This is a genomic window from Gluconobacter sp., from assembly GCF_047723935.1.
Lineage (GTDB): Bacteria > Pseudomonadota > Alphaproteobacteria > Acetobacterales > Acetobacteraceae > Gluconobacter.
This window is the reverse complement of record NZ_JBDOBO010000011.1, coordinates 48496-65946: the sequence shown is the minus strand read 5'-3', so window position 1 is coordinate 65946 and position 17451 is coordinate 48496. Positions and strand designations below refer to the sequence as shown.

The window sequence follows — 17451 nt, the reverse complement described above, 5'->3', positions numbered from 1 at the left end:
GGGCAAAAGTGCTCTTCCCAGCGCCCAACCCACCCGACAGGGCAATGCAGTCTCCGGCGGCACAAAGCGTCGCGATTCGGGCGGCAAGATGTTCGGTCGAGGTCTGATCTGGGAGGCTTATCTGCATCCCCTCAATGTGACGTTCTACGCGCCATCCAGCAAGCGCCCTCGTGTTCTGGTTTCTGACAACAGATCATTGCTCTCTAAAAGCATGAAATAAGACACAAAACGAAATGAAGTGAATGTTTTGTGATTTTTTAAAAAATACAAACAACACATATTGACTCTTTATTACACAAAGTCAGAAATGTTTTTTAACTTTTCAGTAACGATTCTGAAAAATTATTCCAGCAAGGGTATTTAACAATGACATCCACGCTGCTCATCAATGAATTCATGTTTAACCCAAGTGTTTCTGGTGATCCGAACGAATTTATAGAAATCAAGGGTGATGCAGATACGGATTATAGTGAATGGTCGCTAATCGTCGTAGACGGCGATGGAACGGCTGCCGGTAAAATTGATAATGTTTTTCAGCTGGGCGTCACTAACAGTAACGGTTACTGGGTCACACCCTACCAGACGAATGCTTTGCAGAACGGCACGCAAACTGTCCTCTTGGTCAAGAATTTTACCGGCAAAGCGGGAGACGATCTGGACACGGCCAACACAGGCACCTTCACCTCTATGCCCTGGTCTGAAATCGGTGACACCATTGCGGTCTCAGATGGCGGGAAGGGCGATCCAACTTACGCAAACGCGCCCGTTCTCACAGGCAAATTAATTGCCGGCGCCTCCCGCATTCCTGACGGAAGGGACACTGACAGCGCATCAGACTGGACTGTGGATGACCCGGCTCTTTCTGGCATTGCGGGTTACGGCACAACGCCTGCCGCTGGAACAGTTCTCGTAACACCCGGTGCTGCAAACGACGGCTCTGATGCCGGAGGTTCCTCTGGGTCTGACGATGGCTCTTCCGGGTCGGACACGGGATCAGGCGGTAGCGGTGATGACTCCGGCACCACTACCCCGACAACACCAACACCTCTGACGATCCAGCAGATTAACGGGAATGGTTATTACAGTACGGTAGCGGGCAGCAGCGTCACCACCACGGGTGTCGTCACAGCCATTGATACGAATGGCAGTATCGGATTCTGGATCCAGCAGTCCAGCAAGGACACCAACAACGTCGGAAGTACCGGCCTGTTTGTCTATGCCGGAAAAAACGCAACGCTCCCGACTGTTGGCACAACAGTCTCCGTAACCGGCACTGTCACGAACTACTCCGGTACATCCTGGAGCAAGTCCCTCACTTTACCGGAACTCAATCTCGTCTCCTACACAGACACGGGTGCAGCCTACACGGCCATTACCCCAGCGGTGGTGGGTCAAGGTGGCCTCACCGTTCCGGCGGCATCCTATCTCGGCGATCTGCAACAGGCGATCGACCTCAACACCAGCACGGCTTCCCTCAATCCAGACACCAATGCTTTGGACTTTTACCGGAGCCTCATCGGTCAGGTCATTACCCTGCATGACGTTGTGGCCACCGGCGCCACAGCCTCTAACGCCACATGGGTCGTGCCGGATAACGGCAATGGACTGCTCACGCCAACCGGCGCTCTTCAGAGCACCGAGAGCAGCATCAACACCCAGCGCGTCGAGATCTACTACGATAGCGGTGTTACGCCTGGCTCTGCCATCAGTGCCGAAGTAGGCGACAAGCTTGGCGATATCACGGGTGTTCTAACGTATTACAACGGCGTTTATGAACTGATCCCGACCACACAGGTCACGGTCATTCACACTGAAACGCCTGCGCCAGTTACGACCTTCCACAAGGACGAGCAGAACCTTCTCGTCAGCGACTACAACATCGAGAATTTCAATGCCCTGGACCCGGCAAATGCGGACCGTCTGAAGCAGGTCGCGCAGATCATCGTCAAAAATCTCGACAGTCCGGATGTTCTGGCTGTTCAGGAAATTCAGGATGACAGTGGCGTCACTAACGATGGAACTGTCAGCGCTGAGCAGAACCTTGCCGCTCTGGTCAAAGCCATCGCTGATGCCGGGGGGCCCACCTATTCCTGGGCTCAGGTCGATCCGGCGAATGGCACGCAGGGTGGCATCTCCGGCGGCAATATCCGCAGCGTCTTCCTCTACAACGCAGACCGCGTCACACTGAAAGAACCCGTGACCACCATCGGCAGTGAGGAACTGAGCGGCACGTTTAAGAACACCCGCCTGCCCCTGGTTGGAACCTTCGAGTTCAATGGCAAGGATGTCACGCTCATTAACGTGCATCTGTCCTCGCAGGCCGGAAGTTCGGAGTTGTATGGTGCGACCCAGCCACCAGTAAACCATGGCGGCACGACAGCGACGGTCAACAACCGTATCGCGCAGGCCCAGTACATCACGAACTACGTCCAGAACCAGCTTTCGAGCGATCCTACCGCCAAGATCGGCATCCTTGGAGACTTCAATGACGTGGCGTGGAGCGACGCCAACCAGATCTATGTCAATGCTGGCCTGACGGACATGGAGACCAAAGAAGATGCAAGCAATCGCTACACCTACATCTATGAAGGCAACGCGCAGTCACTCGACCATACGGTCGGAACGGACGGGTTTGCGAATGCGGGCCAGTTCCAGACCCTGCACGTTAATACGGGACAACTCGACGCAGAGTCAGATCACGATCCGTCCCTGACCCTTCTGGAAATGACGGATTACAGGGCTACGAACGGCACAGCCCTGTCTGACGTTACTCTGACAAGCAGCCAGAGCGCCGCCGTCCATAGCGGCAGTTCGGCCTCGAATGTCAGCGTTGGAGATGGAAGCCGTCTTGCACTTTATGCAGGCAGCACGACCCGGAATATCCATCTTGCCAGCGGTGCAAAAGTGGATCTGCCGGAACTCGCCTGGTCCAGCAGCACCACAGCAACCCTGACCGACCCTTCCACGCTGAAAATTTCCAACGGCACAGACACCTATACGATAGCCCTCGATAGCGACTATGCCGCTGATTTCTTCACCCTTCAGTCTGACAGTACAGGCGGCACACTTCTCCTGGCCGAAGGGACGCCCTGCTATTGCCGCGGCACACTTATCCTGACGAACCGCGGGGAGATTCCGGTCGAACAGCTCGAAATCGGTGATCTTGTTCAGACCCGTTCGAACGGTCTCCGAGCCATCCACTGGATTGGTCGCCGAAACTATGCGGGCGCGTTCGCTAATGGGAACCGTGACATCCTTCCGGTCATCTTTCGTAGCGGTTCTCTAGGCAATAATCTGCCACAACAGGATCTGTCCGTTTCGCCACTCCACGCCATGTATCTGGACGGGGTTCTGATCCCCGCAGTCGCTCTGGTCAACGGGACGAGCATCCTTCAGGCAGAACGCATGGATGAGGTGGCTTATTTCCACATTGAGCTGGAAAGCCACGACGTCATCTTCGCGAACGGTGCAGAGTCCGAAACCTTTGTGGACGATAGCTCTCGCGGCATGTTCCACAATGCTTCCGAGTATGATGCGCTCTATCCTGCGGCAGAGCAGGTTCAGGCTCGCTATTGTGCGCCACGTGTTGAAGAAGGCGCTCAGCTAGCCGCCATTCGGACACGCCTGAACGCTCTTTCCACTAAAACGCGCGTAGCAACAGGTGCTCTGGAAGGCTTTCTGGACGTCGTAACCCACGCCCATGTTGAGGGATGGGCACGCGTTCCGGGCACCGCTGATGCTGTCCGTCTCCAGATTCTTGATAATGGCGTTGTTCTCGGCGAAGTCACCACTGCAATGGCAAGGCCAGATGTTGGTGGAGCCTGTGGCTTCCGATTTGACATTCCAGGCGGTCTGTCTCCGCTGGATCGTCACGTTCTGGAAGTACGCCGCGCCACCGATCACGCTCCCCTGGGCAACACGCCCTGGATGATGGACCAGATGGAGCAGAAAATTCCACAGGCCGTTCTGGCACCGTCGCCAGTGGCCCCTCTGGATGGCTTCATCGACATCGCTACACGCAATCGCATCTCCGGCTGGGCCACAAACCCTGCTAACCCCGAAGATGTCGTGACGCTGCAGATTGTCGATAACGGGGTGGTTCTCGCTTCCATCGTGGCGAACGGCCGTCGCCCCGATGTTGCCAAGAGCGGACGGCCCCTGCTCTGCGGCTTCGATGTGATCCTGCCCGGCGGCCTCTCCCCTCTCACACGCCATGTTCTGGAAGTGCGTCGGGAAGAGGACGGTGCACTTCTGGGCACGCCACAGGTTCTGGAAACCGTAACGGCCTTCGACGCGGATATGGAGCAGACTGTAGCCCGCGCTGTGTCTGCTGCCGCTGACGAGCAGTCTGGCGATCAGGTTCTGTCCTTCCTCCTCGGACAGGTGGAAAAACTCCGACAGTCCCGTGCGCTGGCCGTGAGTGGTCTGGCAGAACAGTCTCTTCATGCCACGCGCCGTCGCCGGGGAATGCCCACGAAGGCCACAACGCAGCGCAAGCGCGCGCTCGTCATTGACAGCCTTCGCCCCGATGCCAATCGGGATGCGGGGTCGCAGGCGATCCTGTCTCACATGATGGCCCTCGAAACTCTGGGTTATGACGTCTGTTTCGTAGCCGCTGACCAAATGGATATGACCGCTCCTCTGGACTCACTGCCGAGTGTAAAGGTGCAGGGACTACCGTTCTTTGCGTCCGTCGAAGACGTTCTGCGCCGCCAGTTGAACAGCTTTGACGTCGTGTATCTGCACCGTGAAGACATCGCGACGCGCTACATGGCACTCGTCCGCCGCAACCAGCAGAAAGCCTATGTCCTCTACAGCGTCGCAGACCTTCACTTCCTGCGTCTGGCACGTCAGGCCGCAGTGCAGGGCCGACCGGAACTGATGGCGAAGGCCAATCAGGTTCGCGTGGCGGAATACCGTGCAGCGCTACAGGCGGATGCTGTCCTGACGCATTCTGAGGCAGAAGCGGCCCAGCTTCGGAAAGATCTGCCGCAAGCCATTGTGCATGTGGTTCCATGGGCAACACCTGCGGCCAGCACCTCGTCCACAAGCCACGACAGAAAAGGCGTAGTGTTCATTGGTAACTACGCACATGCCCCAAACAGCGATGCCGTGCAGTGGCTGGTGCATGACATCATGCCCGCAGTGTGGGCCATGGATCCGACCATTACCTGCACACTGGTTGGGGCTGAGATGCCAGACAGCATTCATGCTCTGGCCGGTGATCGCATCCGGGTTCTTGGTCATGTCCAGAACCTAGACCGCGTGCTCAACCAAGCGCGCCTCAGTGTCGCTCCTCTCCGGTTCGGGGCAGGCATCAAGGGTAAGGTGCTGGAAAGCCTGTCTGCGGGCGTGCCCTGCATCATGACGCCCGTGGCCGCAGAAGGACTGGCGCTTCCGAAAAGTCTGCGTGGCCTCGTCCAATCTGCCACCCAAGACATGGCCCAACAGATTGTGGCGCTGCATTCCGCCAAAACTCTGTCTGGCATCATTGAAGCCGGACAGACATACACCAGCGCCACATTCTCTGAAGACGCTGTGACAACGGCACTGGGTGTGGCGCTTGAGCGGAAAGTAACGTTTCAGGCAGCAGGCTGAAGAAAAAGTCAGGACTGACCCAGGAGAGCCATCCATCGATCCATGATGGGGCCTTCCTGAAATTCCAATGCTTTAAGGCGGGCCATGTCTGACATGGCCCGCCTTTTTTCATTCTGCTCCATCAGAGTCAGAAGAGCTTCAGCAAGTCCGATATAATCCTCGGGTGGCACGAGGATTCCTGTTTCCTCCGGCACAACCACTTCCGCCGGGCCGGTTTCGCAATGGAAAGCCACCACTGGCACTCCCGCTGAGGCAGCCTCAAGCAGAACCATCGGCAGCCCTTCGTAGCGCGATGAACACACGTAGAGCGCGGCCTGCCGGTAGTCGTCATCAAGATGAGAGGTCGCGGGAGCAATCGTCACCCGTAGCAGGCACGCCGCCTGTTGCAGAAGCATGAACCTTTCCGGTCCGTCTCCACGAATAAGTAGAGACCAGCCTGCTACGCGTTTATCAGCCTCTACAGCCGCCCAGGCTTTCAGAAGCAGGTCATAGCCTTTCTGAACGGTCAGCCGACCTGCCGTCAGAACAAGACGAGAAGTCTGCGCATAAGCTGTCTGCCAGACCGGCGGGGCCATATTCGGAATGACTGACAGAGACGCTTTGAGGGATAGTCCTGCCTGCCAGAGCGCTTTGTCACGCGCCGTCAGGACCACCACATCATCAGCCCATCGCGCCGCAATCTGCCGTCCCCAGACCCGTTTGCGCCGATTGAACGTAATGTTGAAATTGAAGTGCTCCCACACGATGCACCGACACCCGGCCAGACGGGCCGCAGCCACGCCATACAGGGCATGTGTGGCCTCCACAACAACAAGTGTGTCGATGCGGTGACGCTTTAGATAGCGCACCAATTTCCCAACAATTCGTGGCCAGGAATTGAAAATTTTTACCGGCTTTTCAAACAGGGATTTTACGGGAATTCTGTCGTCCAGCGGAAAGACGGGCGCGCCGTTTCCCACCAGTTCCAGCAGATGAACCGTCACATCCCGCTGAACAAGCCCGTTCATCACCGCGCAGGCAGAGCGTTCGGTTCCGCCTGTTGCATTAATATGTTGGATGACAAAGGCGCACCGCATGCGGGATGGTCTACCCCATTCAACTCAAAACGCCTAAGAAACAGATATGACGATTTCACCTCAAACCCTCTCCACCGACGTCGCGATTGTTGGCGCCGGTCCGACCGCCCTCTTCGCAGCTTTTGAATGCGGAATGCTCAAACTGAGCTGCGTCCTGATTGACGCGCTCGACAGCATTGGCGGCCAGTGTGCGGCACTATATCCAGAAAAGCCGATTTATGACATTCCGGCGCACCCTTCCATTGAGGGCGGCGCACTCATTGAAGCGCTGGATCAGCAGATTGCACCGTTCGACGTTCCCCGTCTGCTTGGCTCCCGCGTGGAAACCCTGACGGGCCACCGTGGAGACTTCACGCTCACCACAGCACGTGGCGACACCGTGAAAGCCAAGGCTGTCATCATCGCCGCTGGCGCTGGCGCATTCGGTCCGAACCGTCCACCGCTAGACGGACTGGAAGCGTACGAGCGCACGGGTGCAGTTCAGTATTACGTCAAGAAGCGTGCTGATTTCGCAGGCAAGAAAATTGTCGTTGCCGGTGGTGGCGATTCTGCTCTGGATTGGGCGCTGTCGCTTTCAGATGTTGCTGAGCACATTTATCTGCTGCATCGCCGAGACCGCTTCCGCGGTGCCCCGGAGACACTGTCCCGCATCGACGATCAGATCAAAGCAGGCCGCATTGAGAAAGTCGTCCCTTACCAGCTCCACGCCCTGCACGGTACGGACGGCCAGCTTTCTGCTGTGGAAGTCACCACTCTGGCTGGCGAATCCCGCCATCTGGATGCTGACACGCTCCTGCCATTCTATGGTCTTTCCACGGATCTCGGCCCGATCGCTCTTTGGGGCTTGGACACGCATCGCAACACGGTTCCGGTCACCCCGGCGACCTTGGAAAGCAGCACACCGGGCATTTTCGCCATCGGCGACGTGGCAACCTATCCTGGTAAGCTTAAATTAATTCTTCAGGGATTTTCTGAAGGTGCAATGGCAGTTCATGCCATTCACGCCATAGTTCATCCGGATACAGCCCTGCACTTCGAATATTCCACCAGCAAGGGCGTTCCGGGCTGAAAAGCCGGGGGTAGACAACCGTTTCCGCTGGTGCTGATCTGATCGGTACCAAATCGAAAATACGGTTTTCTACCAATCGGAAAGCAGCAGAACTGTCATGAAAATCATCGTCATGGGCGCCGGCGTCATCGGCGTGACAACCGCCTGGTATCTTGCTCAGGAAGGTCATGAAGTTGAGGTTATTGACCGGCAGCCTGGCGTAGGGCTTGAAACGTCCTTCGCCAACGCCGGTCAGGTCTCCCCTGGTTACTCGACACCATGGGCCATGCCGGGTCTGCCGTTCAAAGTCGCCAAATGGATGACCAGCAAACACAGTCCGCTGATCATCCGCCCGCGCTTCGATACGGCCATGTTCCGCTTCATGGGCGAGCTACTCGCGAACTGTTCGGAAAAAGCATACGACATTAACAAGAGCCGTATGCTTCGGATTGCGGAGTATGCCCGCGATAAAATCGACGCCCTGCGCGACGAAACCGGCATCACGTATGATGGTGACCAAAAAGGTCTGATCCAGCTTTTCCGGACGGATGCCCAAGTCGAACACGCAGCCGAGGACATGCGTCTTCTGGCAGAAAGTGGCGTGGATCATCAGCTTCTGAACGTCGATGAAATCATTGCGCATGAGCCAGGTCTGGCCCATGCCCGCCATCGCCTGCGCGGTGGCCTCCGCCTTCCAGGCGATCAGACGGGTGATGCGCATCTCTTCACACGTCGCCTCGCGGCCATGGCCGAGCAGAAGGGTGTGAAGTTCCGCCTTGGCACCACGATTGAAGCCATCGAAGCGGCTGACAAATCTATCGTGAGCATTCGTACCAGCGCTGGCCGCCTGACAGCAGATGCGTATGTGCTGGCTCTTGGCAGCTACTCCCCGCGTCTGATGAAGCCGCTGGAGCTGCGTCTGCCAATTTATCCGGTCAAGGGTTACTCCCTGACCATGCCAATCACAGATGAGAGCCGTGCGCCGGTATCCACGGTGAATGATGAAACCTACAAGGTTGCCATCACCCGCCTCGGGGATCGCATCCGCATTGGCGGCACAGCCGAACTGACTGGCTTCAGCCTGCGCCTCAGCCCGGACCGTCGTGAAACGCTGGAACTGTCGTTCAACGAGATGTACGGCGGCGGCGACCTCTCCGCCGCCCGTTACTGGACCGGTCTGCGTCCCTGCACGCCAGATGGCACACCCATCGTCGGACCAGCTCCGCGCTACGGCAATCTATGGCTTAACACCGGTCACGGCACGCTTGGCTGGACGATGGCAGCGGGCTCCGGCCAGATCGTTGCAGACCAGATCTCCGGCCGACAGACGGCCATCCCGTCACTGGATCTCTCTCTCGATCGCTACCTGTAAAACGATGCTGCTATCGGCTTTATAAAGCTGATAGCAGCGTTCTTTCTCTGGCAGACCGATCTGACGTGATCTGCCAGAACCAGCTTTCAGCCATACTCTTCCGCTCAGGCGGACAGAAAAGCCTGAACGTCCTCTGCGGACACTGTGCCTTCGTGCTCAAGCAGCTCCTGCTTGCCACCAACATGATGGGGCATCACCATCAAAGGTGTTCCGTCATCCATGAAACGAATACGCAACGTCTCCCAATCTGGTGCCACAAACTGCTTGTAAGCCTGCACTAAAGCGCATTGGTCGATACACCAGTTGGTCGGATTATCCGGATTGTAGGCAATTTGAAGATAATTATGCAGGAAACGGGCGATGTCGGGCACTTTCTCCGCATTCCCAAAGTAGGAGATGCCAGCCCCAAAACCCCACGGCTCTCCAAAAAACTGATGGCCGGCCTTATCGTAAGCATAAAGGCGGAAGCCATAATCTGCCGTGGCTTTCATCTCTTCCCAGAGTGTCAAAAAATCTGACGGAAAGTAGCCGTCGCAGTCTGCAGTAATGACCGGACAGCTCCAGCGCTCGGCAATTTCCGGAAAAATCAGATATCGAATGGCCGTATAGGTTGCACCGTCGCGGTAGGTCAGCGGGCCATGCGCGACGGTGAAATCAAGCCCATAATCATGCCCTGACAAGGCACTGACCATTTCTTCCAACCAGTCCAACTGTTCACTAGTCGGGCTATCGATACCCAGACAGAGCCGGATGCGGCCACCCTTCGCTCGGGCCATGCACACTTTCAGCAGAGACAGGACAAGCTTGGGAATAAACTGGAAGTATCCAGTATCACAGCCGAAAACCAGACAAAGCTCTGGCTGAACGTCCTCCTGCCCCGGAAGAACACTGGACTTCCAAGTCCACCCCGAGGTTCCAAGACGGTCTTCCACGACTTTGTTTTCAAGGCCAGCAACCTCAGCTTCAGGCAACCAGGAAAACACACCGCAATTATAGTGGATTGGCATGATCCCGTTTTCGATGGCTTGGGTCTTGGCCTCGCCATAATGCCTGTCTGCGGCAGCTCGATCCCCGGACAGCCACGCATCATGCCCTAAACAAATCTCGCTCCAGTAACGGACGCCATTACCAGTCTGATCATGGCGCAAAAGCGCCCGACCACGGTCTCGGCTTTTACTGAAACAGAACTGCTCAAACATCAGACTATAGGCCTGCACCACATCCTGATTGTTTGTTGCGGCCAGCTTCTGAGAGAGCATCAGGGAATCAAAAAGAGGATCGAAGCCACTACCTGAAACCTGTTGCATCAGTTCTGGCAGAAGAAGAAGCATGTTCTCTCCTGCTGCCATTCTGGCCTGCAGGTAATCAAACTGCTTGAGCATGGTCGAATCAGAAAATTTTTGCGCCAGCGCATCCGAGAGATGCTTAGTCGCAGTGGCATGATCTCCCATGCGCTCCGCCAAGACGGCCTGGAAATAACCTAGATCCGGACGGTCATCATAAAGGCGGGCATATTTTAGAAACTCTTGTCCGAAAGTCAGTCTTTCCTGCTCTACACACATCCGGGCCAAATACAGGAGATGAATGATTTCATGCGGTGCAGCGGACACCCTTAAAATCTGCCTGCGCAGTTCTTCAATCTCAGGGGTAGAAACTGCCCCGACGAGACTTTCGGACATGCCACGCAAAAGCCTGCACAAGAGGGGGGACGGGCACGCTCCTAAAATCCAGACGGTTTCATCGCCTGCAGTCTGCAGAAGAATAGTATCCCCTTCGATTGTCCCCAGAAGTGTCTCCAATGGCCATTTCTGATCCCCAATGAAGAGAGAAAATTCCTGAATATACGGCAGCTGTAGAGGCCCATTCCCAATGGACCACCTCCGCGAGAGCAGCGCATGCAGGACAGGAAGCAGAGAGGCCTTGATTGGTAAGAAGCTCTCCCATTCCAGATGATAACCTGCCCAGTCCAGGTCTATGGCGTTGCGACTGGACAGGAACTCCGTACCCATCGTCAAAACACACAACGGTCGTACGGCCCCCGGCAAAGGACAGAGCGACAAACCTGCCCAACTGGGCATCATGTCATATCCGCCTTCTACCAGAACGGGTGTGACCACTTTCAACAATACGTCTGCAAAAGATGCTGTGCATAAACAGGCTTCCCTGCTGGAAACAAGCGTCCCATGCCAAGACAAAAGATAAGAGGCCATGAAATCCACACCCGGAAAATTGAAACGACTGTATGTCTTGCAAGCAAAGGTTTGAGAGGACCGTACAGTAAAAACAAAAAAAGCGGGACCAGCCTGAGCCAATCCCGCTTTCCTCTACTTACCGCCCGGTAAAACCGGGTAAGCCGCCATTAGTTGGACGGTGCTGCTTCATCCGTCGTGGAGGCAGCAGCGGCAGCCTTCTTGTGCTTCTTGTGATGGTGCTTCTTGTGATGATGCTTCTTCGTGGTGCTCGTCTTGTCGGACGTTGCAGCATCCGTGGATGCAGCTTCCGGAGCGGCGGCAGGCGCCGCCGGTTCTGCTGGCGCGGCAGGAGCCGTCGGAGCAGGCGTTGCTTCGACCGGAGCAGACACTGGATCAGCGAAAGCCGGAGCAGCTGTCAGGGCCAGAGCAGAAACGGCGGCGATTAGGGAACGATTGAAAAGGCGCATCTGAGAACAAAGCTCCAGAAAACTAAAAAACGGACCACATTTCAGAAAAATCGAAGTGGCCATGCTTTGAAATTAGCACCAGTGCGCGTCTTCGTCGTGCATTAACTTTATGAAATTTCAGGGGGATAGAGGTTCCTCTTCGCAAATACGCCTCAATTCCGCCAAAGTCCCGTCGAGGACTTCCTGATTTCTTGCCCCTCGACTCTTAGCCATAAAAAAACGCGCACCGGAAGCCCGGTGCGCGTTTTTCAAAATCTATTCCCTAAGGGGAAAGATCAGCTTTCGCGGCTCTTGGAAGCGCGCTTACGCTCGTTCGGATCCAGATAACGCTTACGGATACGAATGGCGGACGGCGTCACTTCAACCAGCTCATCGTCTTCGATGTAGGCGATGGCCTGCTCAAGGCTCATACGGCGCGGCGGCGTCAGAAGCAGGGCTTCATCCTTGCCGGATGCACGCATGTTGGTCAGCTTCTTTTCACGGACCGCATTGATGTCCAGATCGTTCTCGCGGGAGTGCTCACCCAGGATCATGCCTGTGTAAATCTTCTCGCCAGCGTCCACGAACATCGTGCCACGATCCTGAAGGGCGAACAGCGCGTACTGCGTTGTCTGACCATCTTCAGCGGAGATCAGCGAGCCGTTACGACGGCCTTCGATCGTGCCGACATATGGCAGATAACCATGGAACAGACGGTTCATGAGGCCCGTGCCGCGCGTGTCGGTCAGGAACTCACCGTGATAGCCGATCAGGCCACGGGACGGGATCAGGAACGTCAGACGAACCTTGCCACCACCGGACGGACGCATGTCCTGCATCACACCCTTACGCAGGGACATCTTCTCGACGACAACACCGGAATACGGCTCGTCAACGTCGACCAGAACTTCTTCGAACGGCTCTTCACGATCGCCGGTCTCTTCGTTTTCACGGAAGAGAACGCGCGGACGACCGATCGTCAGCTCGAAGCCTTCACGGCGCATCTGCTCAATCAGAACACCAAGCTGAAGTTCACCACGACCGGCAACTTCAAAAGCTTCGCTTTCCGGGCTTTCCGTAACCTTAATGGCCACGTTGCCTTCGGTTTCCTTGAAGAGACGGTCACGGATCTGACGGGACGTAACCTTCTTGCCTTCACGGCCACCCAGCGGACCATCGTTAATACGGAAGGTCATGGACAGGGTCGGCGGATCAACCGGGCGGGACGGCAGCGGCTCGCTGATGGACGGGTCAGCAATCGTGTCCGGAATCGTTGCTTCGGACAGACCGGCAACGGCCACAATGTCACCAGCTTCGGCTTCATCAACCGGCACGCGATCCAGACCACGGAAAGACAGCAGCTTCGTCAGACGGCCGGTTTCAACAACCGTTCCGTCCGGACGCAGCACGCGAACCGGCATGTTCACCTTCGCACGGCCCTGATCGATACGACCCGTCAGGATACGGCCGAGGAAGTTGTCGCTCTCAAGGATGGTTGCAACCATGCCGAAAGGCGCATCCTTGTCGACGTTTGGCGTCGGGACGTGGCGCAGAACCAGATCGAACAGCGGGGACAGGTCCTTCTTCGGTCCGTCCAGCTCAAGATCAGCCCAGCCCTGACGGCCGGAAGCGTACAGCATCGGGAAGTCGAGCTGGTGCTCATCAGCGCCCAGGGACGCGAACAGATCGAAGATTTCTTCGTGCACTTCGTCCGGACGCGCATCGCTACGGTCGATCTTGTTCACGACCACGATCGGGCGAATGCCACGGGCCAGAGCCTTGCCCAGAACGAACTTCGTCTGCGGCAGAGCACCTTCAGCGGCGTCAACAAGGATGATCGCGCCATCCACCATGCTCAGGATACGCTCGACTTCGCCACCGAAGTCAGCATGGCCCGGCGTATCAATGATGTTGATACGCGAGTCTTTCCAGACAACGGATGTGCACTTGGCGAGAATGGTGATGCCACGCTCGCGTTCGAGGTCATTGCTGTCCATCGCGCGATCAGCAACGTGCTGGTTCTCGCGGAAAGAGCCGGACTGCTTGAGGAGCGCGTCAACCAGCGTGGTTTTGCCATGATCGACGTGCGCGATGATGGCGATGTTACGGATTTCCATGTGGTCTTCCAGACGGTGCATCGAAGATGAGAATTTGCGCCGTCTTCTGCACCGAATCCCGCGAATATGCAAACTCTGTCGCAGTCTTTTCGTAAAGGGGCCGGGTTGAGTGAGGCGCAAAGCTGGTCCACATCTTCGGAAAACACAGTCTTTCCGCGAGAAGAATCCACCATGTCCGACCATCATCCAACGGGGCCTTCCGCCCCGGGAACTGACGCCCTGAGCCAGCTTGGCCGTAACACGGCCGCCGCAAACAGCCCGGAAGAAGCTGTTCTGGAGCGTGTGCCCTCCCCTCATCAGGGTCGCAAATACGTTGTGCGCTTCACAGCACCGGAGTTCACGTCTCTTTGCCCCGTAACTGGCCAGCCGGACTTCGCGCACATCGTCATCGATTACATCCCGAGCAAATGGATCGTGGAGAGCAAGTCTCTCAAGCTGTACCTGACCAGCTTTCGCAACCATGGCGCTTTCCACGAGGATTGTTCCGTTGCGATTGCCGAACGCCTTGTCGAACTACTCGATCCGGAATGGCTGCGCATCGGAGCCTACTGGTACCCACGCGGCGGCATCCCAATCGATGTCTTCTGGCAGACAGGTGAGCCACCAGCAGGCGTCTGGATTCCCTCACAGGACGTTCCCGGCTATCGGGGCCGCGGCTGAGACATGACTGAAGCGGCTGCCATTGCCCGTGCCCGCGGTCCTGTCACCCAGGCACGGCTGGCGGTTGATTTCAGACGGATTGGCCTTGAACCCGGCATGACGGTTCTGGTTCATACGGCCATGAGCCGTATTGGCTGGATCTGTGGCGGAGCAAGAAGTGTTATTGAGGCTCTTCTTCAAGTTGTGGGGCCGGAAGGCACGATTGTCATGCCTGCGCAGTCTTCGGACCTGAGCGATCCCGCCGGATGGTGTGATCCACCCGTTCCACAGACCTGGTGGGACACGATCCGAGCCAGCATGCCTGCGTTCGATCCTCGCACAACCTCCACGCGGGGCGTTGGCACAGTTGCCGAGACCTTCCGCACATGGCCTGGGACGCTCCGAAGCCTGCATCCGCAGGTGTCCTTTACAGCCCGGGGGCCACGGGCTGCAGATATTCTCTCCAGCCAGCCCCTCGAAGACCCGTTTGGCGTTGTTTCACCTCTCGCGGTTCTGAACCAGTGCGGCGCTCACGTGCTGATGATCGGCACAGGCTGGGAAACCTGTACGGCACTTCATCTGGCGGAACGGCTCTCAGATCCGCACGGCCCCACGTTTGAAGATGGAACTGCTCTGCTGGTGAATGAAGAACGTCGTTGGGTCCGGTTCCGCATGCCGCAAACGAATGTGGAGCGCTTTCCGGCCATCGGGGCAAAGCTGGATGGACAGGCCATGCTGCAACATGGCCATGTCGGGGCGGCCCCCTCGCGGCTGTTTCCAGTTGCGCAGGCCGTTGATACGGCCGTGGAAATGTGGAGCTTACCGTCCCTTATGACGTAACCGGGATACGTATTTCAGTCCCCCTGTGCGGGCTCTTCCTGAGGGCCAGCACAATGAGAACCACTCCATAAACAAGCGCCACACCATCCACACTCACAGCCAAAGACGTGGCCGTTCCCGACGTCAGAGATCGTGTCATGTCTGTCAGGGGGATCAGAAGGGTCAGCACGCCAGCCACACTCAGAAGGGGGCGAAGACTTTTCGTTCCGCCCCAACACGCAGCGACAGTAAGGCAGATGAAAAAGACTGTGTAAAACAGGGCCTCGGCTGCCTGATAGTGGCCGCCTTCTGGTAAGAAAGGCGCGGCAGCAAGAACTGCGGATACACCGCTGATGCAGCCAATAATGCAGCCTGTTGTCAAAGCCGAAAGGCAGCGCGTTCCAAAGCTGTCTTCCGTCAGACCAGCGGAGCGGTCACGGCGCCTGCGCGATGAGATCCAGAGCTGATTGCCTGAGTAAAACAGGAATGCTCCACCAAACCCCAAAACAGCATAGCCCCACCGGATCAGCCACCCTCCGTAAGTCCCGAAATGCAGAGCGTAGATCAACGTGAGGGCCTGGAATGCTGGCTTCTGATGGTTGGGCAGAAAATCAGTTGAGATCAGGCGCCCTGTGTAAGGATTGACCTCGCCATACCCCCCATCCGGTCGCCGGCTGATCTGCGCCGCATCCTGTACCGTCACGTGCAAAGACAGCTTCCCGCCCCGGCTGGAATAGGCCAGCGTGTCCAGCTCAAGCCCCGGAACCTGCTTTCGGAAGGCATCGACAATCGCCAGCGGCTCAAGAAGTGCCTGAGGCCGGTCACCCTGGTGCGAGTGATTTTTCTGAGGCGGATGTGCGGACACTGCTGGCAGAAACAGGGTTTTTTCCACCGCCATGATGGGCTGATGAAATGCAAACCCAGCAGCCGTTGCAGCCATCACGATGTGAAACGGCAGGGAGCAAACACCCAGCAACGTATGGAAATCGAGCCACATGCGGCGCAGATTTTCGGTCAGTCTTACGGCAAAGAGATTACGAACCAGAGAGGGCAGCAGAACAATCGTGCCCGACACAAGCGCCACAGCATACAAGAGCGCCACAATCCCCATGATGAGGCGCCCATATTCCCGGTTCAGGGGAAGGCCTATTCTTTGATGCAGGATGTTGAGGAAATACCCGACCTGCGAGGGTGTTCTCGTCTGGGTAACGAGTGTGCCATCTGCGGCCAGACCTGCATAAACTGTCCGTGCAGGCCTATGGTCCCTGTCTGATGAGACAACCCACATGAGGCTCGATGGACTGGTCTCATCCGGATGCAAAACCACAGTATGGTTGGCAACCATGGACGGATTTGCCGTCTCGGCCTTCTGCACCAGTTCGGACAGGCGATCTGCCGGAACCGGCGCTGGCAACGTAGCTGTGCGAGAGGCCCAGTTCCCCAGCGGCAATTCAAACATCGTCATTCCACCGGCGTAGAAGGCGATGAACAGGAACAGTCCCGCCATAATGCCGACCCAGCTATGAACGTTCCGGTAAAGCCGGACGAGATCCCCGCGAATCTTCATGCCATGACACCATGCAGAAGGAAAAACAGGACCCACACCCCGGCATTTGCAACAGCCAGTGCCAGCCATGCCTGACGGGGCGAGCGGAACAGAAAAGAAAATGCCACCACGAGCCCCCAGACAGGCCCGGGAAACCAGCGCAGGATTTGAGACGTAGCTGTCTTGAGTTGGGCATCGGCGTGAAACAGTAACCCAAGGACGCCCATCAAACCGATCGCCAGCGTCGCGCCAAGGATCAGGCCAGCCAGCACCTTTCCGATCCACCCGGTTCCATCCAGGGGCTTGGCCTGTGTCGAACTACTCACGATGATCGTTCCTGAGGTCTGAAAAGCGCCAGGGCCAGAGGCAGCAGACTACACGCCAGCATCAGCACGGTTCCAACGGCCAGCAGTGCTGTGAGGAGATGCATCCTCAGGGCCATTACCTCTACCGCAGCCAACAGACTGAGCAGACCCGACACTACGCCTGCACGCAATGAGAGAGAGCGACGTATCAAACACTGAGACGGCGCCGACAAGTAAAACAGTTCTGCTGCGAGAACGGTCAGGACTACAGAAAGGAGTTCGAACACCACGGG

The 17451-nt window shown here is 56.9% G+C and carries 13 protein-coding genes; 5 read left to right on the top strand and 8 right to left on the bottom strand.

Features of this window, described 5'->3' with window-relative positions; all coding sequences use genetic code 11:
• Positions 1-127 (bottom strand): tRNA (adenosine(37)-N6)-threonylcarbamoyltransferase complex ATPase subunit type 1 TsaE (locus ABF979_RS06800; protein WP_415558697.1); only part of this gene is annotated, 127 nt, incomplete at its 3' end.
• Between the two features lie 239 nt (positions 128-366).
• Here ABF979_RS06800 and ABF979_RS06795 point away from each other — a divergent pair.
• On the top strand, positions 367-5598 hold the full coding sequence (locus tag ABF979_RS06795; protein WP_415558691.1) for a Hint domain-containing protein: 5232 nt from the start codon (positions 367-369) through the stop codon (positions 5596-5598).
• 8 nt (positions 5599-5606) lie between these two features.
• Here the strand turns inward: ABF979_RS06795 and ABF979_RS06790 are convergent, their stop codons facing one another.
• Positions 5607-6674, bottom strand: a complete 1068-nt coding sequence (locus tag ABF979_RS06790; RefSeq protein ID WP_415558689.1) for a glycosyltransferase family 4 protein — start codon at positions 6672-6674, stop codon at positions 5607-5609.
• Positions 6675-6720: 46 nt separating this feature from the next.
• Between ABF979_RS06790 and ABF979_RS06785 the strand changes: the two genes are divergently transcribed.
• Both ABF979_RS06785 and ABF979_RS06780 read left to right on the top strand, forming a co-directional pair.
• Positions 6721-7743, top strand: a complete 1023-nt coding sequence (locus ABF979_RS06785) for an NAD(P)/FAD-dependent oxidoreductase (protein WP_202206227.1) — start codon at positions 6721-6723, stop codon at positions 7741-7743.
• A 97-nt stretch (positions 7744-7840) separates the two neighbouring features.
• Positions 7841-9094, top strand: coding sequence for a D-amino acid dehydrogenase (locus ABF979_RS06780; RefSeq protein WP_046900180.1), 1254 nt, complete (start codon positions 7841-7843; stop codon positions 9092-9094).
• 104 nt (positions 9095-9198) lie between these two features.
• Here the strand turns inward: ABF979_RS06780 and ABF979_RS06775 are convergent, their stop codons facing one another.
• From ABF979_RS06775 to typA, 3 genes are all read right to left on the bottom strand, one after another.
• Positions 9199-11175 (bottom strand): hypothetical protein, encoded by a 1977-nt coding sequence (locus ABF979_RS06775; protein WP_415558687.1) that lies wholly within the window; start codon positions 11173-11175, stop codon positions 9199-9201.
• Between the two features lie 278 nt (positions 11176-11453).
• Complete coding sequence (locus tag ABF979_RS06770) at positions 11454-11753, bottom strand: hypothetical protein (RefSeq protein ID WP_046900907.1); 300 nt, start codon at positions 11751-11753, stop codon at positions 11454-11456.
• A 275-nt stretch (positions 11754-12028) separates the two neighbouring features.
• Positions 12029-13849: a translational GTPase TypA gene (gene typA, locus ABF979_RS06765; protein ID WP_086634249.1), complete on the bottom strand. Its 1821-nt coding sequence runs from the start codon at positions 13847-13849 to the stop codon at positions 12029-12031.
• A gap of 171 nt (positions 13850-14020) precedes the next feature.
• Here typA and queF point away from each other — a divergent pair, with 171 nt between their 5' ends.
• Positions 14021-14509 (top strand): preQ(1) synthase, encoded by a 489-nt coding sequence (gene queF / locus ABF979_RS06760; protein ID WP_202206224.1) that lies wholly within the window; start codon positions 14021-14023, stop codon positions 14507-14509.
• A gap of 3 nt (positions 14510-14512) precedes the next feature.
• A complete protein-coding gene (locus tag ABF979_RS06755; protein ID WP_415558684.1) occupies positions 14513-15328 on the top strand; it encodes an aminoglycoside N(3)-acetyltransferase in 816 nt (271 codons plus the stop codon).
• Here ABF979_RS06755 and ABF979_RS06750 read toward each other — a convergent pair.
• From ABF979_RS06750 to ABF979_RS06740, 3 genes are read right to left on the bottom strand one after another with little or no spacing between them, the layout of a single operon-like run.
• Positions 15318-16874, bottom strand: a complete 1557-nt coding sequence (locus tag ABF979_RS06750) for a PepSY-associated TM helix domain-containing protein (RefSeq protein WP_415558683.1) — start codon at positions 16872-16874, stop codon at positions 15318-15320. The genes ABF979_RS06755 and ABF979_RS06750 overlap by 11 nt on opposite strands.
• The gene (locus ABF979_RS06745) at positions 16871-17179 is read right to left on the bottom strand and encodes a hypothetical protein (RefSeq protein ID WP_371822673.1); all 309 of its coding nucleotides are present in this window, start codon (positions 17177-17179) and stop codon (positions 16871-16873) included. Before ABF979_RS06745 ends, ABF979_RS06750 begins: the two co-directional genes overlap by 4 nt.
• Positions 17176-17448: a hypothetical protein gene (locus ABF979_RS06740; protein ID WP_415558680.1), complete on the bottom strand. Its 273-nt coding sequence runs from the start codon at positions 17446-17448 to the stop codon at positions 17176-17178. Before ABF979_RS06740 ends, ABF979_RS06745 begins: the two co-directional genes overlap by 4 nt.
• Positions 17449-17451 lie beyond the last annotated feature (3 nt).